The sequence below is a fragment of the Anaerolineaceae bacterium oral taxon 439 genome (genome assembly GCA_001717545.1).
GTDB lineage: Bacteria > Chloroflexota > Anaerolineae > Anaerolineales > Anaerolineaceae > Flexilinea.
The window spans coordinates 1,419,662-1,444,639 of the sequence record CP017039.1 but is presented as its reverse complement, the minus strand read 5'-3'; the positions used below and the strand labels follow the sequence as shown (position 1 = coordinate 1,444,639).

Sequence of the window (24,978 nt, the reverse complement as noted above, 5' to 3'; positions counted from 1 at the left end):
GCCAAAAACGTTATTCAACAGGATTCTTGATGAAAGGAAGAACCATATGAAACCGTTAAATATAAAAAGATTTCTATACACCGTCGTCCTGTTCGCTTTATCCGCGCTGTTCATGACCGCTTGCGGCGGGACGAAGGAAGACGCCGATAATCCGGAAGCGTTAAATACAGACAATAGCCAAACCGAGTTCGAGATCATGGGCGGCATGAGCGCCCTCAGCCACGGATACACCGATAACGTCGTCCTGAATCAATTAATGGAAGAAACCGGCGTCAAAATAACATGGAATACGATAAGCGATTCAGTAGGCGAACAAGTCAACATCCGTATCGCCGGCGGAGAGCTTCCCGACGCGTTCATGGGCGTCGGATTTAGTAATTACGACCTTGCCCGTTATGGAAGGGACGGAACGTTTATCGACCTGACGCCGTACATGACGGCGGAAATCATGCCAAATTTAACGCGAATCCTTGCTGAAAACCCGGATATTCACGCTGCCATAACCATGAATGACGGGAATATATACGGGCTGCCGTCCGCTGAACGGATGGGAACAAAAGGCATCGGAAAAGACGAGGACTACAGTATCTTCACAATTCCGCAATTCAGCATGATCAATAAAGCCTGGCTGGATGATCTTGGATTGGATATCCCGACGACCCTTGACGAACTTCATGACGTTCTCGTCGCCTTTAAAGAAAACGACATGAGCGCGAAGTATTATGGGCATGAAGCCGGAACGACGATCCCGCTGAGCGTTGGTTTTGACGAATGGTGCTGGGGACAAAATATTTTCTACGCCGGTTTCGGCTTCACGAACTGGCCAAACGACGTCATAAATGATCTCATTCTGAATCCCGACGGAAAAGTTGAATTCGTCAGCGTTTCGGATAATTATCGCGCCGCGCTGACTTACTTTCATGAGTGGTTCGCTGAGAGTCTGATCGACCCCGAAATGTTCAGTCAGGATCATACCCAACTCATGGCGAAAACGTCACAGGGTTACGTCGGAGTTTCAACCTGGTGGTATATTGAAGAATTAATGGGCGAATATTCGAAAGACTACGTTTTCCTTCCGGTTCTGGACGGACCCAGCGGTACGCATAACGTCACGGTCCGAACTGGCGGCGGGACATCCAGCGGCAGCTTGAGCATCACGAGCGCGGCGAAAAGCCCGGCTAACCTCCTGAAATTCTATGATCGCTGGTACGAGCCGGAAATCGTTATGCAGCTTCAATACGGTCCGATCGATACGTTCTTTACCGGCAAAGACGAAAACGGCGTATGGCTCAGTATCACAGACGAAGAAAGCCGGAAAAAATACGGAAAGAGCGCGGGAGAATTAAAAAATGAACTCGAAGTCTCCGGACCGAAATTGATCCTGAGCGATTATTACCAAACGACATTCAAAATGGAAGATCGCGCGGTTGAACGCCTGGAAGACCTTTATAATTTCTGGATGCCATTCGTATCCAACCCGATTACTTACCCGATCGACGCCGTCTTCACGGAAGAGGAGCTCGATATTATCGATCAGTATAAGACCGACTTCGAAAATACGGTTGCTGAAAACGAAGGGCTCTGGCTCCGCGACGGCGGACCGACCGATGAGCAATGGAACGCATACAAAAATATTCTGGTTGAAAGCTGCGGGATCGAAAAACTGACTGAGGTGTATCAGGCAGCGTACGATCGTTATGTCAGCGTCCAATCCCAAAAAGAAGCGAATTAGATTCCGCTCCATTTTCTACGATTCCCATCCATTTTCCGGATGGGAATCGGCGCTGAAAAAGCCAGTTCGTCTCGCTCCGGAACACAGATAAATAAAAACATTCAAAGAAAAGGGGCCCCCACTTGAGCAAGATCCTGAGAGACGCAGAAAGATATGAAGAAATCATGGGAACAACGGTTCCGGAAGAAAAACGCCCGGGGTTCCATCTGACCGCGCGAATCGGTTGGATGAACGATCCGAACGGTTTTTCCTACTATAAAGATCGATTTCACCTATTCTTTCAGTACTATCCCTATTCCTGCACGTGGGGGCCTATGTACTGGGGACACGCGGTCACCGACGACCTTCTTCATTGGCAATACCGGCCGGTAGCCTTGGCGCCCGACTGCAACGCCGATCGCGACGGCTGCTTTTCAGGCACGGCGATTGGTCTTCCCGACGGGAGACATATGCTCATGTATACCGGCGTCGCGAATGAATTCCTTCCCTCTGGAAAAAAACGGGAGGTTCAATCGCAATGCATCGCCTTCGGGGACGGAGAAAGCTACAAAAAATATCCCGCCAATCCGGTACTTACGCACGAAAACATTCCGGCTATCTACAGTCGGTACGATTTCCGCGATCCTAAAATCTGGCGGGCTGAAGACGGATCCTTTCGCAGCCTTATCGCCGCCTGCACGATAACGGAACAGGACGGACACCTGCTGCTTTTTTCAAGCCCTGACGGGATAAGATGGAAATTCGAGAAAACGCTGGTCCGCAACAACGGAAGATTCGGCAAAATGTGGGAATGTCCTGACCTGTTCGAGCTGGACGGAACGCAGGTTCTTCTAATCAGTCCTCAGGATATGATTCCACTTGAAGAAGTCTATTATAACGGTAATGGAACAGTCTGTTTATTGGGCGATTACGACGCGGAAGCTCAATCCTTCGATGAAAAAAGTCATCAACCCGTCGACCAGGGAATCGATTTTTACGCGCCGCAAACCGTTCTTTCGCCGGACGGACGGCGCATCATGATCGGATGGATGCAGAACTGGGACACGATCCATGTTCAAATGCCTGACCTGCCCTGGTTCGGCCAGACAAGTTTGCCGCGTGAACTATCCGTCGTAAACGGGAAGCTGATTCAAAAGCCAGTTCGCGAAATAACGTCCCTTCGCCGAAATCCAATTATCCAAAAAGATATTCTCTTCAAAAACACGATAGAGCTGCCAGGGGTCCGCGGACGTCAGATCGACCTCGATCTTGAAATCGAGCCGGAATCCCCGGATCAATTATTCGAAGAATTCACCGTCTTTTTTGCCCAGAACAGCGCTGAAAAAGAGACCCGCTTTTCTTTCGTCCGGTTCAATCCGGAAAAATCCCGCTTGACGATCGATCGGACCTTTTCCGGCTCGCGACGGGGATTCGTTCATCAGCGTTCCGCACGGGTGAACCATGACCATGGAAAAATCAGGCTGCGTCTTATCTTAGACCGCTTCAGCGCGGAAATTTTCGTCAACGGCGGCGAACAGGTTCTGTCCATGACGCTGTTCACGGAGCAGGATGCGGATCGGATTTCGTTTCATTGTGATTCAAGCGTGCGGCTGAGCGTCGAGAAATACGATCTCCTGAAAACCGAAACGATTTAAAGCGCCAGAACCGCGAAATTAAATTATAAGCCCGGCTCGTCCGACTCCTCCGGATCGAACGCTTCGTATAACGTCCTCAGCTCGTAACGATGCGTAATTTTCGCTTTCCGATAAATCCCATGGACATGCGCCTTGACGGTTCCGACCGAAATATGGAGCGCGCCGCTGATATCCTGATTACTCCGCCCGTCGATCAGCAGCGTCAAAACCTCTTCCTCCCGTTCGGTCAGCGTCAGTATCCGCGCGAACTTCATGCGTTTATACTCTGCCGGCGTCCGAACCGGTCCGCTTTCCGAATCCGCTTCCGACGTAGACAAGGCAGCCGCCGGGCAGACGGCTTCGCCCGCGTAAGAAGCCGCTCCCACCGTACGCTTCGTTTCGCCGCGCCGGAGCTGGTCAATAAATAAAGAAAGAATAAGCCCGCTGTAAACGAACCGAAGCAAATCCTCGCTCACGCTCCGATAATAGATATTCAGATCCCCTTTCATTAAGTCATAATTATCTATATAAAATATAACGCAATTATCCTCAGCCATAATCAGCACGCAGAAAACAACCGTGACAATCAGGAACGTCCAGATCCATTGAGCGGGAAGCTGGAGCCGGGAAGGATCGAGCTTCCGGATTTTCCAGAGCGCGTAAATCGATACGCAGATACAGAAAACCTGATAGCCTGAAAAGAAAAGGAACGATTCGACCGCTCCGTCCAGCAGCAACGGAACAAAAATCAGCCATAATCCGAACCCAAAAAGCAGCAGTCCCTGCCCGCCGGTAAAAACCGACCCGGTCGCCGAGCTCCAGCAGAGCAACATAAAGAACCCGGTTCCTAAAAAGATCAGCATTTTCAGAGAAGGCGTCCGGATAAAATTAACCTCATACCACTGCATGAAATCCGGCAGAAATTCGGTCATGAAAATAACCACGGAATCCGCCAGAATGAAAAGGAACAACCCGACGATCGGACCAGCCGTTTTAGAATTCCTGCTGATTTTCAGGCTGATACCGATCGAAATAACCGAAGCGTAAACGACAATCTGAATAACGTTATAAACAAAAGACAGCGTCGGATCAATCATCCGCGTATGTTCTCCCCGCCGGAAGGGGCACGTCTTTCCAACCGACATTTTTTTGAATTCTATCAGATTTCCATCCCAAACCGCCCAGAATTCAGGCATTTATGCCAATCTGACACAAAATCCAGCGAAGCTGCTGTCTGTACTGATTCTCGTTTTGAACTGACTTCATCAGGTTTAGTCGCTTCAGAAAAAATAAACCCGAAGGTCCAATAAAAATCTACCGGAAGTTTAGCCGGATGAAATTGCCAACCGATTGGAAGAATGATATCCTCTCGGTCAGGTGAAAGCAACGTCTTTCACGACCAGACGCATTGCTATCCCGAGCAGAACTTTTACAACAGCAGGAAACGAGAATTCAGCAGCGAACCGCCTTTCGACAAGGCGGAAAATAAAAAACAGAAAGGAATTCTTCAATGAATAAAAAATTCAATTTGGGCAGCGTCATTCTCTCCGTGATTTGCGTTGTCTTCGTTGCCGAAGCGGCGGCTCCCGTCGCCGCGATCGGGAACAGCCAGTTTTTCTGGTGGCTCTTCATGATTATCGCTTTCCTTTTACCGTACGGTTTAATTTCGTCAGAGTTAGGAACGACGTATCAGGGCGAAGGCGGACTCTACGACTGGATCCATCAAGCCTTCCCCGGGACCCGCTGGGGAGCGCGCGCGTCCTGGTGGTACTGGCTGAACTTCCCGCTATGGATGGCATCGTTGGCGGTGATGTGCCCCGAGCTGATTACGATCGCGACCGGAATCGAAATCGGGATTATCCCGAGCGCCCTGATTCAGTTAGCCTTCGTCTGGATCGTGACGTTGATCGCTTTTTACCCTGTCTGCGATAATATCGTGATCCTGAACGTCAGCGCGGTTATCAAGGTCGTCTTAGCGCTGCTGGTCGGCGGAATGGGTCTCTACTTCGGACTGAAAAACGGATTCGCGAACGACATGTCTCTCGGTTCGTTCCTCCCCAGCTTCAATCTCGACAGTCTTTCGTACATTTCCGTCATTATCTTTAACATGCTCGGCTTCGAAGTCATCTGCACCTTCTCCGAAGACATGCAGAATCCGAAGAAGCAGATTCCTCAGGCGATCGTCATCGGCGGGCTCGCCATCGCGGCGATCTACCTCATCGGCGGATCAGGCATCGGCGCGGCGATCCCAACTTCGGAAATCAGCGTCGATTCCGGATTGCTTGACGCCGTCATGCTGATCAGCGGAACTGAAACCGGGATTTTTATCAGCTTAGTCGCGCTGCTTTTCCTCGTAACTCTCTTCGGCAACATGATTTCCTGGTCGATGGGCGTCAACTCGACCGCCGCCTACGCCGCGGATAACGGCGACATGCCGAAATTCTTTACCAGGCGCTGGAGTAAGAATGACATGCCGATTGGCTCGGCGCTCATGAACGGGATCGTCGCCTCCGGCGTCATCCTCCTGGGCGTCATCGTTAATATCGTCGCGCCGGATTCACAGCTTTTCTGGAGCTTCTTCGCGCTCAACCTTGTCCTGCTGCTGCTAAGCTACGTTCCGGTATTCCCGGCGTTCCTGAAGCTCCGGGAAACGGATCCCGATACCGAACGCCCGATTAAGGTTCCCGGCGGTCCGGTTATGCTGAAGCTCATGGCGTACGTTCCGATCGTCCTGATCGCGATTTCGATCTTCTTTACCGCGGTCCCGCTGTCCTTCGATTCGGCGACGCTCGCGACGGTTCTTCCGATTACGATCGGCGCGATTATCAGTATCATCTTCGGCGAAGTCCTGATCGGGCTTCGCGAACGGAAAGAAAGCAACGTCAATCGGACCGATTCCGATCGATTGGCGAGCTGAAAACAAGCAACAATAAACTATAAAACCATAAATTTCAGGAGGAATATCAAAATGGCAAAACGTATCTATGACTCGACACCGAAACAGGACGGCTTCCGCATGCCCGGAGAGTTCGAACCGCAGGACCACGTCTTCATGATCTGGCCGGAGCGGCCGGACAACTGGCGCAACGGCGCGAAACCGGCACAGAAAGCGTTCACAGAAGTTGCGAAAGCGATCGCGAAGCATACGCCGGTCACGATGCTCGTCAGCAACGCCCAATACGCCAACGCAAGGGCGCGTCTTCCCGAAGATATCCGCGTTGTCGAATGTTCCAGCGACGATTCCTGGGTCCGCGACTGCGGTCCGACGTTCGTCGTCAACGATAAAACCGGCGAAATCCGCGGCTGCGATTGGGAATTCAACGCATGGGGCGGACTGGTCGACGGGCTGTACTTCCCCTGGGCGAACGACGACGCCATGGCGCAGAAGATCTGCGACCTGCAGGGAATCGATTCCTATCGGACCGACGGCTTCATCCTCGAAGGCGGTTCGATCCATGTCGACGGCGAAGGAACGCTCCTGTCGACGGAAATGTGCCTGCTGAATCCGGATTCAGGCCGGAACTTCCCGGACATGAGCCGCGAGGAAATCGAAGAAAAGCTCGTGGAATACCTGAACCTCGACAAAATTATCTGGATCAAGGACGGAATCGACCCCGCCGAAACCAACGGACATATCGACGATGTCGCCTGCTTCGTCCGCCCCGGCGAAGTCGCCTGTATCTATACCGACGACAAAGACCATCCGTTCTATGAGCAGGCACAGGCCGCTTATAAGACGCTCTGCGAAGCGACGGACGCCAAGGGACGAAAGCTCAAGGTCCATAAACTCTGCCTGACCCGGAAGCCCTGCCGCCTGATCGGCGCCGATACGATCGACACGGCGACCGGCGCGATTCCGCGCGAAGAAGGCGAAATCTCGATCGCTTCATACATGAACTTCCTGATCACGAACAACGCGATCATCATGCCCCAGTATGGCGACGAGAACGACGCGCTCGCCGTTGAGCAGGTTCAGGCCATGTTCCCCGGCTACGTTATCGAACCGGTCCGGACCGAAGAAGTCGCGTTCGGCGGCGGAAATATCCACTGCATCACGCAGCAGCAGCCGTCGGTTAAGAAATAATTTCGCGCGCCCGGCAGCTCCGGACCGCAGGAGAACCAACTATGAATCAATATCATCTTCGTCATTTTATCGACACCGCCAATTTCAGCAAGCAGGAGCTGCTGGACATCATCGACCTGTCGCTGACCATCAAGAAATGCATCAGCGCCGGCTATTATCCGCCGCTGATGAAAGATAAAACGCTGGGCATGATCTTCCAGCAGTCGTCGACGCGGACGCGCGTCTCGTTCCAGACGGCGATGGGCCAGATGGGCGGCCACGCGCAGTACCTCGGTCCGGGCATGATCCAGCTCGGCGGCCATGAAACGATCGGCGATACCGGCCGCGTCCTTTCGCAGCTCGTCGATATCGTCATGGCGCGCGTTATTACGCATCAGACCGTCGTCGATCTCGCCGAAGCCTGTACGATCCCTGTCCTGAACGGCATGTCGGATTACAACCACCCGACGCAGGAAATCGGCGACCTTTGTACGATTGTCGAGAATCTTCCGCGCGGGAAAAAGCTCGAAGACGTCAAGGTCGTTTTCGTCGGCGACGGAACGCAGGTCTGCGCGTCGTTAGGCTTTATCACGACCAAGCTCGGAATGCGGTTCGTTCATTATGGGCCGAAATCCAACCAGCTTCTCGAACAGCATAAAGCGATCATGGAAGCCAACTGCAAAGCTTCAGGCGGAAGCTGGGAAGTCACCGACCGGCGCGACAGCGTCAAAGGCGCGGATTTCATCTATACCGACGTCTGGTACGGGCTTTACGAAGCGGAAACGCCGAAGGAAGAACGCGTCCGGACTTTCAAGGATTATCAGGTCAACCGGGATCTGATGCAGCTCGGAAATATCGGCTGCAAATTCATGCACTGCCTTCCGGCGACGCGCGGCGAAGACGTCACCGACGAAGTCGCCGACTCCGAATCGTCGCTTTGCTGGGTTCAGGCCGGGAACCGCCTGACCGCCATGCGCGGGCTGCTCGTCTACCTGACGCAGTATCAGCGCGAGCAGGCCGCGTCCGAACTCAGGATCGCCGCGGCGAAAGAAGACCTCGACCGTTTCATGGCGGATCGAGGCATGATCTGAAGCTGAATTTTTTATGATGACGCGGGGCCCGCTCGATGAAGAATGGGCCCCGTTGTTTTTTTCTGATCGCCCGGCGTCCAAGCGCCTTGCTGCCCGCAAGCAGCGCTCTTCTTAAAGGATATGCGAATTTAACCCATCTCATAATCTCATTCACTGGCGACTTTCTTAAGTCAGCGCCTGAATGATTAATCTTTTATAAGAACCCGCCCATGTTAATAAAATATCAACCCCATGCCTGTATAATAGCCATAGTTATCAAACGAAAACGAGGCAAGCAACATGACGACAAGCAATCAAAAACCCTTCAAAGCCGAAACCAAACAACTCCTGGACATCCTGATCAACTCGCTGTATTCCGACCGGGACGTATTCCTGCGCGAAATTATTTCCAACGCTTCCGACGCGATTACCCGGCTAAACTTCGAAATGCTGACGAATCATGACGTCGTCGACGCGGACGCGGAACCGGCGATCCGGATCCGCGGCAGCAAGGACGCCAAAACGCTCATCATTACCGACAACGGGATCGGAATGAACGCGGAGGAAATCGAAGAGAACCTGGGGACGATCGCGAGGTCCGGAGCGCGCAGCTTCCTCGAAGCGACGAAGGATCAGGGCGCCGGCGCGGTCAGCGACCTCATCGGCCAGTTCGGCGTCGGCTTCTACGCCGCCTTCATGGTCGCCGAATCGATCGACGTCATTTCCAGGTCATACCGTCCCGGCGAAGAGGCGGTCAAATGGTCCTCGACGGGAAGCGGCGTCTTCACGATCGAGTCTAGCGTTAAAACGTCGCGCGGAACTGAAATTATTATTCACCTGAAAGACGACGCGCTCGAATATACCGACGATTTCAAGCTCCGCGAAATTGTCCGCAAGCACTCGAATTACATCCCGTATCCGATCTATATCGGCGACGGAAGCGAGCGCGCGAACGCCGACGGAACGCTCTGGCGAAAGCCGGCCAGCGAAGTCACGCAGGAAGACTACGAAAAATTTTATCAATCGTTCACGATGGATTTCGAGAAACCGCTCGCGAAGCAGCATCTCTCCATCGACGCCCCGTTCCAGATGTACGCGCTCCTTTACGTTCCGTCGAAGCCTGAACGGACGATGTTCGCGCTGCGTCAGGAGGACGGTCTCCAGCTTTACGCCCGGAAGGTCCTGATCCAGGACTACTGCACCGATCTTCTCCCTCGCTACTACCGCTTTATTCAGGGCGTCATCGATTCCGAGGATATCCCGCTGAACGTGACCCGCGAGACGATGCAGGCAAATCGCGTGATCCTGACGCTGAAAAAGATCCTGACCGGAAAAGTTACGGACATGCTCAAGAAAATGGGCAGCGACGATCCCGAGACCTATGCGAAGTTCTGGAAGAATTTCAGCGCGTTTATCTGCGAAGGAATCGTCACAGAACCCGACGCGAAAGACGCGCTCGTGCCGCTCCTCCGTTACCGGACGCTGAATCATGGCGACGAATACGTTTCCCTCGATACCTACGCGTCCGAAATGAAAGAGGACCAGAAAAAGATCTTCTACCTGATCGGGGAAAATATCGAGACGCTGCGCATGAGCCCGCATCTCGAGCTCCTGAAAGAACAGGGCGTCGACGTTCTGCTCATGCCCGAGCCGTTCGATCCCTTCGTCGTCACGCAGTTAGGCGAATTCAAGGAAAAGCAGTTCGTTAACGCCGCCGTCGCCAGGGAGGACGAAAAAGAAAAAGCGGAAACGGAAGCGGAAAACGAAAAGGACGCGAACGAAAACGAAGACAAAAAATCCGCCGAGACGCCGACGCCCCAGACCGAAAAATTCAGCGCCGTTCTTGGCGGCGCCGTCGAATCGGTCCGCGAAACGAACCGTCTCGTCAGCTCCCCGGCGCGCCTCGTCAACGCCGCCGGCGCGATTTCGCCTGAAATGCAAAAAATGTATCACTTAATGCGTCAGGATATTCCCGAGACGAAGAAAGTCCTGGAGATCAATCCGAACCACGCGCTGATCCAGAAGGTCATGAAGCTGGAGGACGAAACGCTCGCGGCGGAGATCATCCGGCAAATCTACGACAACGCACGGATCATGGACGGCGACGAGCTCGATCAGGCCGAAATGGTCAGCCGAATCCAGTCGCTCCTGATCAAGCTCCTGAAATAAGCGGCGCTTTTCAAAGGCCAAAAGACGTTACCCCGGCGCTCATGGTGTAACGTCTTTTTTTACGCTGAAACGCTCGATCCGAATACGCCGTTGACCGGTCCAGGCGCGCGCATACAATCATCGAAATTTATATTGACAATTAAAATCTATAGTAAAAAAACGCTGCCTGTGATATACTTACCCCTGTCTGACGCATATCCGTTTTGGATAGCTCGTCTATCTCATCGCGTCGTCAAGCCAAAAGCTGTTCCGGCTTGAATTACGGATCTTTTTTGGATCGGAATCGTAAAAAGGCGGCGGGTTCTCGAGCGACAAAAAACTATTTCAAGAGAGGTAAAAAGTGAACAATGTAGTTTTGGACGGTCTTTTTCGACCTGAAAGCGTAGCTGTCATCGGCGCGTCCGCCACCCCCGGGAAGATCGGCTATTCCGTCGTTCAGGCTTTGCTGAACGGGAAATATGAAGGCGATATTTACCCGATCAATTTAAAATTGGATGAGATACAGGGCGTAAAAGCGTACAAATCCATTCTGGATCTTAAAGACAAGGTCGACCTGGCGGTCGTAACGATCCCCGCCAAGCTGGTCCCAGCAGCGGTCGAGGAATGCGGAAAGGCCGGCGTCAAAGGCGTCAGCGTCATCACGTCCGGATTCGGCGAAGTCGGCGACCATGAAACTGAAAAAAAGCTCGTTGAAACCGCGCATAAATACGGGATGCGCATGCTCGGCCCGAATATTATCGGGACGCTCTCCAACTCGGATAAATGCAACGCTTCGTTCGCAACGATGCTTCCGCTCGACGGATCCGGATCGCTGATCAGCCAGTCCGGCGCGCTGCTGATCGCGTTGGACATGGGAACCTACCTGCGCGGCGTCGGCTTTGACAAGCTGATTTCGCTCGGGAACATGGCGGACGTCGATTTCGCCGATATTATCGACTGGCTCCAGGACGATCCGGCGGTCAACTGCATTTCTCTCTACATTGAAGGCCTCAAAGACGGACGGCGATTTATGGAAGTCTGCCGCAGGTCAAAGAAGCCGGTCATCGCGCTGAAATCCGGCGTTTCTGCGCATGGCGCAGCCGCGGCCGCTTCGCATACCGGTTCCCTCGCCGGCGCAGCCGCCGTTTACGGCAATGCGTTCGAGCAGGCCGGCGTTATCCAAGCCTCCAGCCTGAATAATCTCTTCGATCTGACCCAGGCGTTCGAGCTTCAGCCGCCGATGCTTGGGGATAACCTCCTGATTATCACGAACGGCGGCGGCGTTGGCGTATTGGCAACCGATTCCGCCGAACGGCATGGCATCCCGCTGAAATTCACGCCGCCCGACCTCCAGGCCGCTTTCAAGGACTACATGCCCGATTTCGGATCCGCCAGGAACCCGGTTGATATTACCGGCGGCGCGGGACTGGAAGGCTATAAGAAATGTATCGCGTTCGGCCTGCCGCAGGACTGGGTTCATGGTCTGAGCGTTCTTTACTGCGAAACCGCGGTGACAAACCCGATGGAGATCGCGCAGGGTATCTATGAAGCGAGCCAAAGCGCCGGCGACGCGATCAAGACGAAACCGATCACCGTTTCCTTCGTTGGCGGCGAACGCTGCGCCGAGGCGATGCGTTGGCTGATGGAGAAAGGGATCCCGGCGTATGACGATCCGGACCGCGCGATTGCGGCGATTGCCGGACTGCGGAAATATGGACGCATGATGGCAGAGAGAGCGACCAAGAGCGAAGATCAGCCGATCCAGGTCGATCGCGCCGCCGTCGACGCGATTATCGCTGCCGCCCGAAAAGACGGCCGTAATGCGCTGACCGAAGTCGAAGCCAAAAAGCTGTTCGGGTTATACGGAATGCCGGTTGCGCGAACGGAACTGGCGGCGTCGGAAGACGAAGCTGTCAAGCTCGCGAACGAAATCGGTTATCCGGTCGTTATGAAGATCGTCTCCCCCGACATCCTCCACAAATCCGACGCCAAGGGCGTCAAAGTCAATATCAAAGACGACGCGATGGTTCGCGAGGCATACAGCACGATCCTCGCTAATGCCAAAGCGTACAAGGCCGACGCCCGAATCCTCGGTGTCTGCGTCCAGAAGATGGAAAACCTCGGAACGGAAGTCATCCTCGGCTCTGTCAACGATTCTGCGTTCGGCCCGACCGTCATGTTCGGGTTGGGCGGGATCTTCGTCGAGGTTCTGAAAGACGTTACATTTGCCGTTTCCCCCGTGTCGCATTCCGACGCGCTGAAAATGCAGTCTGCGATTCGCGGCGCCAAGATTCTCGCCGGCGCGCGCGGAGAAGCGCCGCGGGACCGCGAAGCCATGGCGACGACGATTTCCCGCTATTCGCAGATGATTCTTGATTTGAAAGACGAGATCGCCGAATCAGACGCCAATCCGGTCATGGTCTACGAAGACGGGAAGGGCTTGAAAGTTGTTGACGCGCGGATCATCCTGAAATAACGCGCCCGCTTTTACCTTCGTTACAATACCAAACGCGCGGCAAGCAAGCCGCGCGTTTGATTTATCCCGGAAATCCAGAAAAGGAAACCGCACGCTAAAAAACCGGAGGCAGGATCCGTCTCCGGTTCGGGGTTTCAGAAAAACGATTTAATTTCTTATCAGGACCGAAAATCAGCTACGAAACGATCCTCCCGCCCTTCAGCCTATCCTGAAGCTCCGCCAGCGCCTGCCGATCGCCCGCGACCGCTAATCGAGCCTGTTCCGGCCAGGAGGCGGGGTTCGCCAACCGCAGCGCATGTTTCGTCAGGATCGTTTGAATCGCGTCTGGTCCCATCTCAGAAATCTGGCGCAGCGTTTTGACGCCTTCCTGTTTCAGGATGGATTCGATCTTTGGGCCGATGCCTTCGATAATCTTCAAGTCGTCTTCCACGACCGGCTCAGCCTCGACCACCGCGGCAGATTTCCCGTCCAGATCGCCTTCAAAAACAACGACATCTTCAATCTCCTCGTCGAGGGTTTCCGCCGCGTCCCCTTCAGCAGCTACAGCTTCCGCGACAACCGCTTCCGTCGCTTCGTCAGGATCGCTCTCCGTATCCTCTTCGTCGCCGGCATCCACCACATGCAGCACGCCGACCTCCTCCGACTCGACCGCTTCTTCAATCTCAGCCGGGACCTCATCGACGAACGCAGCGTCGGAAACGGACGCTGCCTCAGCGTCATCGTGCACAGCGTCCCCACCGGAATGAGAATCGGAACCAGCTGATTCGGTTTCGCCGGATGGGCGGAAAAGGAACCATAAGACAATCAGGATAATAATCAAAACGATTAATAACCATACCCAGAACGGAAACAACACGCTGCTCATATCGAAATCCTCCAATTCATGAAGAAATACTTTTTTCCCTTGCGTGACCTTAACGTCCGCTTCTATTATAATACGCGAATTCGAAACAGGTAGAAAAAAACATGAGCAAATCGTTTCTGGTTTCGCGCTCGATAAACGCGACTGCGGCGAATAAAAAAACTTCCGCCCTCTCGGAAGTTTTTTAAGTAGCGGTCAATACGAACTGCGGTTTAATATTTTGAATCATACGCCACATAATTGCTTTGGTCAACCTATTCAGTAAACACAGCCACATTTTAAAAGCACGTTACAAGTAAAATTAGGGCACAAGACATCTCAAGTAAATTTATACTACAACTATTACTGGAGAACAATGAAATTATCAGAAGAAATCAGATTAGCATACTTACAACTTAAACGTGAAGTTTATTATGATACCAGCAACCTGTTCCTACGAGAATCTATAGCGGAATTCGAAAAAAACAATTTTCATAATGTGATTTCGGAGTCTATTCAAAGAATAGAATCGTACCTGGGAGACCCAGATAGTGAATCGACTTGGTTTCTGAAGGAAATAGATACAATTGACACCCTTCTCTTACCAAAAAAAATCCAATATCATGGTAAAAAATCTGAGAATCTAATCAGTAATGTTAGGGAACAAGATAAATACGAAGTCGAAGACATTTTCTTCTACTTTTCTGGAAGCATACCTCTCCATATTCTTAGCATTCTTTGGTGTCGATTGGTGGGGAAGATATTGGATGAGAAGCTAACAGCAGATTGCTATGGTAATAGGATAAACGTTGTTTATGAAGCAAGCGACGAAAACACTAATCAGATTAATCTCTTCAAAACCTATTTTAGACAATATGGGATATGGAGAGACAAAGCAGTAGAAGAGGGCTTACACCAGCTTGAACAAAACCAGAATGTTTTACTCATCGCCCTTGACTTGAAGCAGTGCTATCACCGGCTCGAAGCAAATTGGGACTCAATTGAAGAAGAAATTGTAAAAATAACCTCAGGTCAAAGACAGCACATTCTCCTGAATCTCAATAATGGACTAAAAAAAATTCACGAAAAATATCACGATAAAATTAGAGCTTTCATAGAGAACACCCTTTTTCGACATGATTTTGAAAAAGGAACTCTATCACAAGGGGATGATTTACCAATTGGACTTCCAGTTGGTCTTTACAGTTCAGGAATAATAGCGAACTGGGAGTTAACAAAACTTGATGATGCTATTACGAAGCTGCTCCGTCCGATTTATTATGGTCGTTATGTGGATGATTTATTAATCGTATTGAATGTGCCAAAATTGAATATTCATAACAAGTCCACATCTAACCTCATCCAAGAGTTCCTTGTCAATACAGAAATCTTAGCTAATGTGACGGATAAAATTGATGATGAACATCTAGATAAAGAAAATAGTCGGGAGGTCTGTGATAGAGAAGTTACATATCGTGTCAAAGACTATTCATACCTCCATGTCCAATCGAGCAAAACTATTGTTCACTATTATCAGCATGATCACAGCTGGGCGGGTCTGAAGGAATTTAAAGAAGAAATTAGAAAAAGATCAAGTGAATTTCGGTTTTTACCAGCAGAGGAAGAGTATAAAAATTTATCCGATGAGGCATATGACTTACAGTACAACGGTTCACTTTACAAGTTTCGGAGTCTAATTGGAATCACTGAAAATCAGAATAAACTAAATCAGTTTATATATAAACAACAACTAAAAGCTTGGTTATGTCCAAAGCAGTTACAGTCTCAGACAATTCGCGATCTATTCCTATTTTTCAGAGGAACGAACATTTTGAACTATATGCGTAGTTGGGAAAAAATATTCACTTTGTTGGCAATCACAAAAAAGAAAGGTGATTTTCACCGGTATAAAGAAACAATCGACAAAACAATTAAAAAGTTAGAATATCCCTGCTATGATAAACAAACTAGCAAAACAAAATCGCCTCATGATAAAGATTTCTGCGACGAAATTTCTAAAAAAATGAGGGAAAATTCTAAACATTATATGTTAATCGCGATAGCGATGGCTATGGGTTATTTAAGCCCAATAGATAGAAGTAACTATATCTCGGAGCACAGCTTTATTAGGCTCTCAAACTGGTTCAGGTCTACCTTGTTATTAAGGCACCAAAACATGTTTTGGCCTTTATTGGATTATACAGATTATGATGGTTCTTTATCTATTTTAAACTTTGCTGATCTCAGCAAACTTACAGGTTTGGATAATAACAAGGTGCAAAATGCAACTAGGTATATTCATCCTGATGAAAAGATTTTGTTGTGGGTGTTTGTAAATATTCTTAAGCTGGGTCAACAAAAAGGTGGCCATACAGATCAAACCCCATTTTATTCATCGGAAAGACCATTTTTGGTTGGGAACTGTGAGGCAAAAAAAAGGGGAAATGAGAATTCAAATAGCTTTAATAGCGTGTTGGATGAGTTGGGGATTACTACAAAACCCCAGAAATTAGAAGACCCGAAAGCGAACAAAACTTCATTTCCGGTCTACACCTTGGATTTCCTTTTTACCGAGGACCCCTGCGAAGATCCGGATCAACTTTGCATAGGAATTGCAAACGTAAAAATCAATGCTCTTCGTGTCAGACAGTGTATGAAATCTAACACACCTTTACTGGATAACTTTAAAAAACAAAAAGAGCTCTTCGACCTAATCAATGAGGCAGAATCAGACCCTAAATGTGATCTAGTTGTTTTCCCTGAAGTTTACTTACCCTTGGGTTGGCTGCCTTTCATGGCAGCACAATCACGAAAACGTCAAGTAGGTTTTATTTTTGGATTAGAACATATCAACATTGGAAAACACTCTCTTAATTTAGTAGCCACCCTCCTCCCGTTCAAAGACAAGAAGGGCTTTTCCAAATTGTATGCCTCATTGAGGCTAAAGAACCATTACTCCCCAATGGAAGCATATGAGCTTTCCCGTCTTTCCTTAGAAAGGCCAAATCTGCCGTTCCTTTATGAGAAGTTTCATTGGCATGGAACTGTGTTCACAGTGTTTAATTGCTTCGAACTAACAGACATTTTACATCGTGGGCTTTTCCGATCAGATATCGACTTGTTAGCTGCAGTAGAGTACAACAAAGATGTGAATTACTATTCCAATATTCTAGAGGCTGTGGCAAGAGATGTACATTGCTTTGCAGTACAAGCAAATACTTCTGACTATGGGGATTCTCGATTAATTGCACCAAAGTCAACTGAGGAAATGAATTTTGTACGAATAAAAGGAGGAGAAAACTCGGTACTCATAAAAGCTAATCTTCCAATCAGTGATCTAAGAGATTTTCAGATAAGAAAATATAGTCCGACCGACAAACGGTATAAACCTACTCCTGCTGGTTTTGGTCATACCAAGGTTAGGAACAGACAGTGATTAGGGGCAGAAACAATTGGACAAATTACCGTGGTTATATAGATATGTTGCGATGACAAAACCGCTACTCGGAACCATTAATCTCTAAGCTAAGCCACTTTTTTATATAACTTGGCAAATTTTCTGTGCGAGCTTGCTCATACTCTTCAGCAAAATCATAATCTTCGCCAACTGAAATAGGTGGAATCTAAGCCAGAATTAAGCTTCTCAAAAATCCATGTGTGCTAACCCAGCTAATAAAACCGAGTGATCGAGATGGGTTAAACCTGGCGTACGGAGATCTTTTTAATCTCAAACGCAAGTTCATTCATTAGCAGCAGAAGTTACTAGGAATGACCTGACAGATATTCATTATAAGCTTGTGAATATTTAGAGGTATGTTACAAGGAATGTTAGGTTTCATTTACTATTCCAACTGACACTTTCGCCTGACTTTCTCCCTTAACTCTCAGATTCATGATATACTGGATCCCGTTTGATTTGCCAACGGCAAAATCTTTCCACTCCTGAACGGCCGCAGCGTCAAGAGTCAGGAGTAATCCCGAGGAAAGGAGGAAGAAGCAATGAAACAGTATGAGATCATCTATATTGCCAATCCGGATCTTGACGACCAGTCCATTACCGATTTGAATAATAAAGTCGCAGGCTGGATCACCGAAAGCGGTGGTGAAGTTGAGAAAATCGATGACTGGGGAAAACGACGCCTCGCTTATCGAATCCAGAAACAGCGCGATGGTCACTACGTTCTCATTAACGCGAAATTAGACCCCACGGCGATTAAACCGATCTCGTCTGATCTGCGTTTCGTAGAGAACATTTTCCGCTACATGATTACCGCGGTTGAAAGTAAATAAGTTCATTCGAGTTAAATTGGGAGTTTTGTAATGAGTGATGAAATTGTGAATGAGCAGGAACACCGTGGTGGAAACAGTCGCCGGTTCGTCCCCCGATTGAAGGTATGCCAGTTCTGCTCTGACAAAACGACAGAAATTGATTATAAAAACGTGGATCTTCTCCGCCGCTTTGTAACCGAAGAAGGAAAGATTCGCCCCCGGCGCCAGACGGGAACCTGCGCAAAGCATCAGCGCGCCGTCGCATCCGCCATCAAACGCGCCCGCCAGATTGCGCTTCTTCCGTATACGTCGGAACCGTATCAGGAAGTCGTTCGCTAAGCGAGCCTCGATCATATCCATTTCAGGCATGGGAGTCAGACTTCTGTGCCTTTTTTTCTAAAGGAGCTTGAAAAATGCCAACTGAGAAAAAAGAACCGAAACATCCGCGCCTGAACAATAAAGCGAACCGCGCGCGGCACGAAAAAGAAAACCAGCAGATTCGGATCCTGAAAATCGCCGGGGCCGCCGTCATTGGACTGATCGCGCTGACCCTGATTTTCGGCGTGTTATTCGCTACCGTAATCCGCCCCAATAAAGTCCTCGCCAAAGTCAATGATCATAAAGTCACCGTAAGCGATTTCGAAAAGACCGTCCGCTACCGGCGGAGCCAACTGATCGACAATTACGAATACATGCGCCAGCTCTATCAGTCGTTCGGGATCGAAATGGACGAAGCGACGCGGAGCCAGTATGAAAACCAGCTCCAACCGGAATACGCCTCGCTGATCGGATCGCAGGTCTACACCACGCTCATCGACCAGTACGTTCTCGAAGACGCGGCGAAAGAAGCCGGCTTTACTGTCAGCGATGCTGAGATCGACGCGCGCATGGAATCGCTGTTCGGTTATTTCCCGAACGGGACCCCGACTCCGGAACCGACCGAGCTGCCGTTCGCTGAAACCGCGACCCCGTCGGAAGAACAGCTGAAGCTGCTGAACTATACCGCGACGCCGGAGCCCACGGAAATTCCCGCGGAAAACGATCTTGAAAGCCTTGGCGAAGAAGGCCCGACGGCCGACGGAGAGCTGACGCTCGAAACCGCCGCGACCGCGGTACCGGAAGGCACGGGCGAAGAGACAGCCGAAGACACAGGCGCTGAACCGGTCGATGAAACCGCCGAGTCCGGAAAGATCGAAACGGAAACGACGGAACCGACTGCGGACGACGCCGCGAACGAAGAGACAGTCGAAGAACCAGTCGCCTCCGAAGAGGAAGCGACTGCGAACGAGCCCGCGGAAAACGACGCCCTCGAAGCGGGAGCTGAAACCGAAGCTCCGGAAGAGACCGCTGAAACCGCAACGCCGGAACCGACCGCGACCGTTTACACGGAAGAAATGTACAAAAAGAATTCTGACGAATACTTCGCGTCGAACGAATACGCCGACCTCGAATTTCAGCGCAAGCTGGTCTTCTACGAACTCCTCGGAAATAAGGTGCGCGACGATATCGAAAAGACCGTCGCTCGCGAGGAAGAAATGGTCTGGGCGCGGCATATTTTAGTCGCGACAGAAGAGGAAGCCAACGCTGTCCTCGAACGCCTTAACAACGGAGAAGACTGGAACGCCGTCGCGGCCGAAGTCTCGACCGATACCTCGAACGCTCAGAACGGCGGAGATCTCGGCTGGTTCGGGAAAGGCCGGATGGTCGCGCCATTCGAAGAAGCCGCGTTCGCGCAGGAAGTCGGCACGATCAGCAATGCCCCGGTTCAGAGCGATTTCGGCTATCACATCATCCAGATCATCGGACATGAAATCCATCCGCTCACGTCGAGCGAATACTCGAGCCGTCTTGACGCCGCGTATACGAAATGGATTGACGACCACAAAGCGGAAATGAACGTTAAGAGCAGCGACGATTGGCAGAATTACGTCCCAACCGAGCCGACGCTTCCGTATAACACGGTTCAGTTCTAAGCGGACGCCAGCCAGATTTCTCATCGCCTGAACCAAGCGGAGAGCCGCTTTAGACGGACCGCCTTGAATCAAAAACGAAGCCCCGGACCCCACGGTCGACAGGGGCTTTCGTTTTTATGAAACCGGACGGTAGCTTTTTCTGTCTTTCCTCGGGTTACAGGCGTTGGTATAATTTCAACAATACGCTGAGTTCAGGGCTGACCGAAAAAAAACATGAATCATGAACGCCCGTATTTCCCAATCTCTGACGACGCTTTGGCTTACCTGAGCGGACGTTGTGTGCGACTGCGCAGAGCGATCGAGATCATCCCGCCGATTCGGAACCCGATCGAACCGGATCCCTTCGCCGCGGTCGTTTCAACGATCGTCGGACAGCAGATTTCCGGGAAAGCGCAGGACGGGATTCTGGCACGGATCAGCGCGCAATTCGGGAAAATCGCAATCGAAAATCTAAGCGACGCCAGCGTTGAAGACCTTCGTGGCGCCGGCGTCTCGGAACGCAAAGCGAATACCATCCGAACGTTTATCAGCGAAATTCAGAACGGGAAGCTTAACCTCGCCGAATTCGAAACCACCCCAGATCAGGAAATTATCGACCGGCTGACCGCGCTGAAAGGCATCGGCCTTTGGACCGCGGAGATGCTCCTGATTTTCACGCTCCAGCGGCCAAACGTGATCAGCTTCGGCGATCTCGGAATCCGCCGTGGATTGTCCCGCCTGTACGGGAAAGAGAAAATCGACCGGAGTTTCTTCGAAGACCGCGCCGCGCTTTATTCTCCGGTCGCAACCGTCGCTTCGCTGTATCTCTGGAAAATCGCGGGACCCGACTGTCCGACTGAGTTCATTTGTTCATAACGATCTTGAATAATGAAGACAGGCGTCAGTCAGTTTCATCGTCCGTTTCCTCCGTCTCATCATCCGGCGGACAATCCGCCGCGCGCGGTTCTACGCCGCCGAACGCGATCGGGATCACCTCATCCATCGTCGAAACGCCGATAAACGTCAGCCGTTCCAGCGCCTCTTTCGACAGCTCGACCAAATCCTTCAGGTTTTTTTCCGGGATCAGGACCGTCGTTATTCCCGCGCGCAGCGCTGCCAGCGACTTTTCTTTCAGCCCGCCGATCGGAAGAACATGCCCGCGCAGCGTAATCTCGCCGGTCATCGCTACGTCCCGCCTGATCGGCGTATTCGTCAGCGCGGAAATCATCGCCGTCGCCAACGTAATTCCGCCGCTCGGACCATCTTTCGGGACCGCGCCTTCTGGGACATGGATATGAAGATCCATTTTTTCATACCGGGAAATCGGAATATTGAATCGCTGCGTATTCGCTTTGATATAGGAAAGCGCCGCCTGTGCCGACTCCTGCATGACCTCTCCCAGCTGTCCGGTCAGCTGCAAATTGCCTTTGCCTTCGAAGCAGAGCGCTTCGATCGTCGTCAGGTCGCCGCCGTTCTCGGTCCAGGCCAGCCCGGTCGCCACGCCAACCTGATCCTGCCGTTCTTTTTCACTGTCGAAAAACTGCGGCGGACCCATCAGCGTCTCAACCTGATCCGGGTCGATCACCTCCGGGAACGCGCGCTTCTCCGCTTTCATCCGAGCGATCTTCCGGCAAATCTTACCGATTTCACGTTCAAGGTTCCGGACCCCCGCTTCGTAAGTGTACTCCCGGATCAGCTTCCGGATCGCGCCGTCGGACAACGTCAGCTCATTCGCGTCGATCCCGTTTTCGTCGAACTGCCGCCCGATCAGGTAATCCTTCGCAATGATCAGCTTCTCCTCCGGCGTATATCCGGGAAACTCGATTACCTCCATCCGATCCAGCAGCGGCGTTGGGATCGCGTCCTGCGAATTCGCGGTCGTCACGAACATCACCTTTGACAGGTCATATTCAACTTCCAGATAATGATCCGCGAAGGTGTTATTCTGTTCCGGGTCCAATACCTCGAGAAGCGCCGACGCCGGATCTCCGCGGTAATCGTTCCCCAGCTTATCGATCTCGTCGAGCATGAAAAGCGGATTAATCGTTCCGGCGCGTTTAATGGTCTGAAGAATACGCCCCGGGAGCGCGCCGACGTAGGTTTTACGGTGGCCGCGGATTTCCGCCTCGTCGCGGACCCCGCCTAACGAAATCCGGACGAACTCCCGCCCCAGCGCGTCCGCGATCGACCGTCCGATCGACGTTTTTCCCGTCCCGGGAGGCCCGACGAAACAGAGAATTGGCTGGCGTTCTTTTTTCGGCTTCAGCGAGCGAACCGCAATATATTCGAGGATCCGGTCCTTCGCCTTCTTCAGGCCGTAATGATTCTCGTTCAGGACGCGTTCGGCGTTGCGCACGTCCAGGTTATCTTCCGTCGTCTCCGTCCAGGGCAGGTCCAGAAGCCAATCCAGATACGTCCGCGAGACCGTAATCTCGGGCGACATCGGCGGCAGCGCCGCCAGCCGATCGACTTCACGCTCCGCAACCGCCAGGACCGCGTCCGGGAAACCCTTCTCCGCGACTTTCGCGCGCAGCTCTTCGGTTTCCCGCGTGAAAATATCTTCTTCGTTGAGCTCCTTTTGAATCGCTTTAACCTGTTCGCGCAGGTAGAACTCTCGCTGGCTTCTGTCAACCTCGTCCTGAACCTTCTCGCTGATTTCCGATTCAACCTCCAGAATCGAGAGCTCCGCCGCCAACGCCCGATTCACCAGATTCAGCCGCTTCACAGGATCGGCCTCCTGAAGAATCGCGAGCCGATCCTGACGCGGGATCGTCACCGTCGTCATGATCATATCCGCCAGCCAGATCGGATCGTCAATCGACGACGCCAGCCCATAAGATTCGTCGGGGAGCTTCCGATCCAGCGAAACGACACGTTCGAATAAATTCTTCGTCGACCGGATCAGCCCTTTCATCGCGTTCGTCAGCTTGACCTCGTCGTCGATCGGGCAGCAATACGCCAGATGGAACCCATCCTGCTTCCGCGTTTCGAGGATTTTGACCCGCCGCCGCCCCTGGAGCAGGACAGAATAATGATCATCCGGAAGCGAAACGACCGATCCGGAAGCCGCTTCAACCGATATCGGCAGGAAATCCGTCTTCCTCGAATACGTCTTTTTCTTCGGATCCTTTGGAAAAGCCACAATGATCGTCTGCTTGATCTGCTGCGCGACCTCAACGACCTGCAGCTCAGCGTCGCCCGCAAAAAAAACCGGCGTAATCATCCGCGGAAAGAGAACCACCTCGCGCATCGGAAAAATCGGCGCGACGAAACCGCCAGCGTCGTCGATCGGCGTATTCGGGATCCCGAAAAGCTCTTCCGCCCGATCCGTCATCGACGCCAATCCTTCGAAAGCTTCCTCGTCATCTGACCATTTACTTCTGTTCATAGCTTCCTTACTCCAACCGCGGCGCTGGACAAAACCAGCCGCGTTTTTTACAATTCCCGTCCAAGCAGCAGAGACCGCATCCCGCCGGCAACGAATAAGCTCCCGGTCACGATAAAAACCTCCACGTCCGTCATCCGCCTCATTTCCGCCAGCGCGCCTTCCAACGTCTCGCAGACGGAAACCGGACGTCCGTTGACGCGAACCTGCGCCGCGATTTCCGCCGGATCCGCCGCGCGCGGATGCGTCGAGCGCGTCGCAATAAAGACCGCCCCGACCGCTCCGAACGTCTCGATCATCGCCGCCGCGTTCTTATCCTCTGAAAACCCGACGACGAAGCCGATCCGCCTTACGCCAAAATAACGGTTCACGGCGACGGTCAGCTTTTCCGCCGAATCGGGATTATGCGCCCCGTCGAGGACGACCGTCCGTTCCCCGTCAAGCCGCATCACTTCAAACCGGCCGGGCCATTCGGCGCCCGCGAAACCGTTAAAACTGAGCCCTGCGTCAGGAAGATATCCGTCAGCTTTCAACCGGATCAGCCCCGCGGCGGCGGTCGCCGCGTTCAGGACCTGATACAGCCCGACCAGATTCAAATGAAAACGCGCGGGCGAAAACTCATCCGCAGCGCTGTCAAGCCATCGATTGAAAACCGCCTGGTCCACGCGGCGCCAGAAAAGAACGTCCTGCCCATGAACATCGTCCGCGACACGCTGAAAGCCGTACGTTTCCCGGACATTGACGACAGGGGCGCCGATCGCCTTCGCCCGCGTCAGGATCGTTTTCAGGGCGTCCGGATGCTCCGGGGCGACCACAGCGGGGACCCCCGCTTTCAGGATTCCTGCCTTCTCGCCCGCGATTGCCTCAATCGTATCGCCGAGAAACGCCGTGTGATCCATTGAAATCGACGTGATCACGGTCAGAATCGGATTCACGACGTTCGTCGAATCCAACCGCCCGCCCAATCCCGTCTCGACAACGGCGAAATCGACCCGCTCCTCGGCAAACCAGCAGAACGCAATCGCCGTCATCAGGTCGAACGTCGAAGGACGAAACCCATCGTCGATCACCGCCAAAACCCGGTTGATCAATTCGAGAAGCCTGCCGTTCCCGATCATCTTCCCATTAATCTGAAAACGCTCGTTGAAATCGATCAGGTGCGGACTGGAATAAAACCCGACCTTATAGCCATAGGACGACAACTCCGAACTCATCAGCGCGCAGACTGAGCCCTTCCCCTTCGTCCCGGCGACATGAATCGAACGGAACGTCTCCTGCGGATTGCCCAGACGCGTCATTAACTCCCGGATCTTCGCTAAAGAAAAAACCGCCGCGTCGGTCGTCTGAACGTGCGTCATGCTGTAATCCACGAACGAATAAATTGCGTCCAGCGCCTCGTCGATCGTTCCTAAGCGTTTCATCAACGCCC

At 51.9% G+C, this 24,978-nt stretch carries 16 protein-coding genes; 12 read left to right on the top strand and 4 right to left on the bottom strand.

Annotation, left to right across the window (positions count from 1 at the left end):
- The first annotated feature begins 61 nt into the window (after nt 1-61).
- Nucleotides 62-1,732, top strand: a complete 1,671-nt coding sequence (locus BEQ56_06480) for a sugar ABC transporter substrate-binding protein (protein AOH44437.1) — start codon at nt 62-64, stop codon at nt 1,730-1,732.
- 122 nt (nt 1,733-1,854) lie between these two features.
- Nucleotides 1,855-3,366 carry a sucrose-6-phosphate hydrolase gene (locus tag BEQ56_06475; GenBank protein ID AOH43154.1) on the top strand — a complete coding sequence of 504 codons (1,512 nt, stop codon included), beginning with the start codon at nt 1,855-1,857 and terminating at the stop codon, nt 3,364-3,366.
- Between the two features lie 23 nt (nt 3,367-3,389).
- Here the strand turns inward: BEQ56_06475 and BEQ56_06470 are convergent, their stop codons facing one another.
- Nucleotides 3,390-4,541 carry a hypothetical protein gene (locus tag BEQ56_06470; GenBank protein ID AOH43153.1) on the bottom strand — a complete coding sequence of 384 codons (1,152 nt, stop codon included), beginning with the start codon at nt 4,539-4,541 and terminating at the stop codon, nt 3,390-3,392.
- A 314-nt stretch (nt 4,542-4,855) separates the two neighbouring features.
- Here BEQ56_06470 and BEQ56_06465 point away from each other — a divergent pair, with 314 nt between their 5' ends.
- The 5 genes from BEQ56_06465 (at nt 4,856) to BEQ56_06445 (ending at nt 13,102) form a co-directional block, all read left to right on the top strand.
- Nucleotides 4,856-6,262 (top strand): amino acid:proton antiporter, encoded by a 1,407-nt coding sequence (locus BEQ56_06465; GenBank protein AOH43152.1) that lies wholly within the window; start codon nt 4,856-4,858, stop codon nt 6,260-6,262.
- Nucleotides 6,263-6,313: 51 nt separating this feature from the next.
- A complete protein-coding gene (locus BEQ56_06460; protein ID AOH43151.1) occupies nt 6,314-7,429 on the top strand; it encodes an agmatine deiminase in 1,116 nt (371 codons plus the stop codon).
- 41 nt (nt 7,430-7,470) lie between these two features.
- On the top strand, nt 7,471-8,499 hold the full coding sequence (locus BEQ56_06455) for a putrescine carbamoyltransferase (protein ID AOH43150.1): 1,029 nt from the start codon (nt 7,471-7,473) through the stop codon (nt 8,497-8,499).
- 279 nt (nt 8,500-8,778) lie between these two features.
- Nucleotides 8,779-10,647 (top strand): molecular chaperone HtpG, encoded by a 1,869-nt coding sequence (locus BEQ56_06450; protein ID AOH43149.1) that lies wholly within the window; start codon nt 8,779-8,781, stop codon nt 10,645-10,647.
- A gap of 340 nt (nt 10,648-10,987) precedes the next feature.
- On the top strand, nt 10,988-13,102 hold the full coding sequence (locus BEQ56_06445) for an acetyl-CoA synthetase (protein AOH43148.1): 2,115 nt from the start codon (nt 10,988-10,990) through the stop codon (nt 13,100-13,102).
- 175 nt (nt 13,103-13,277) lie between these two features.
- On the opposite strand, the gene BEQ56_06440 is transcribed toward BEQ56_06445, so the two are convergent.
- Complete coding sequence (locus tag BEQ56_06440) at nt 13,278-13,982, bottom strand: hypothetical protein (GenBank protein ID AOH43147.1); 705 nt, start codon at nt 13,980-13,982, stop codon at nt 13,278-13,280.
- A gap of 337 nt (nt 13,983-14,319) precedes the next feature.
- Here BEQ56_06440 and BEQ56_06435 point away from each other — a divergent pair, with 337 nt between their 5' ends.
- The 5 genes from BEQ56_06435 (at nt 14,320) to BEQ56_06415 (ending at nt 21,040) form a co-directional block, all read left to right on the top strand.
- Nucleotides 14,320-17,379, top strand: coding sequence for a hypothetical protein (locus BEQ56_06435; GenBank protein ID AOH43146.1), 3,060 nt, complete (start codon nt 14,320-14,322; stop codon nt 17,377-17,379).
- 563 nt (nt 17,380-17,942) lie between these two features.
- Nucleotides 17,943-18,233, top strand: coding sequence for a 30S ribosomal protein S6 (locus BEQ56_06430; protein AOH43145.1), 291 nt, complete (start codon nt 17,943-17,945; stop codon nt 18,231-18,233).
- 42 nt (nt 18,234-18,275) lie between these two features.
- Nucleotides 18,276-18,551, top strand: a complete 276-nt coding sequence (locus BEQ56_06425) for a 30S ribosomal protein S18 (protein AOH44436.1) — start codon at nt 18,276-18,278, stop codon at nt 18,549-18,551.
- A gap of 74 nt (nt 18,552-18,625) precedes the next feature.
- The gene (locus BEQ56_06420) at nt 18,626-20,185 is read left to right on the top strand and encodes a hypothetical protein (GenBank protein ID AOH43144.1); all 1,560 of its coding nucleotides are present in this window, start codon (nt 18,626-18,628) and stop codon (nt 20,183-20,185) included.
- Between the two features lie 213 nt (nt 20,186-20,398).
- Nucleotides 20,399-21,040, top strand: a complete 642-nt coding sequence (locus BEQ56_06415) for a hypothetical protein (protein AOH43143.1) — start codon at nt 20,399-20,401, stop codon at nt 21,038-21,040.
- Nucleotides 21,041-21,065: 25 nt separating this feature from the next.
- Here BEQ56_06415 and BEQ56_06410 read toward each other — a convergent pair whose 3' ends face one another.
- Both BEQ56_06410 and BEQ56_06405 read right to left on the bottom strand, forming a co-directional pair.
- Nucleotides 21,066-23,552 (bottom strand): endopeptidase La, encoded by a 2,487-nt coding sequence (locus BEQ56_06410; protein AOH43142.1) that lies wholly within the window; start codon nt 23,550-23,552, stop codon nt 21,066-21,068.
- Between the two features lie 47 nt (nt 23,553-23,599).
- Complete coding sequence (locus BEQ56_06405; protein ID AOH43141.1) at nt 23,600-24,970, bottom strand: hypothetical protein; 1,371 nt, start codon at nt 24,968-24,970, stop codon at nt 23,600-23,602.
- Nucleotides 24,971-24,978: the final 8 nt, after the last annotated feature.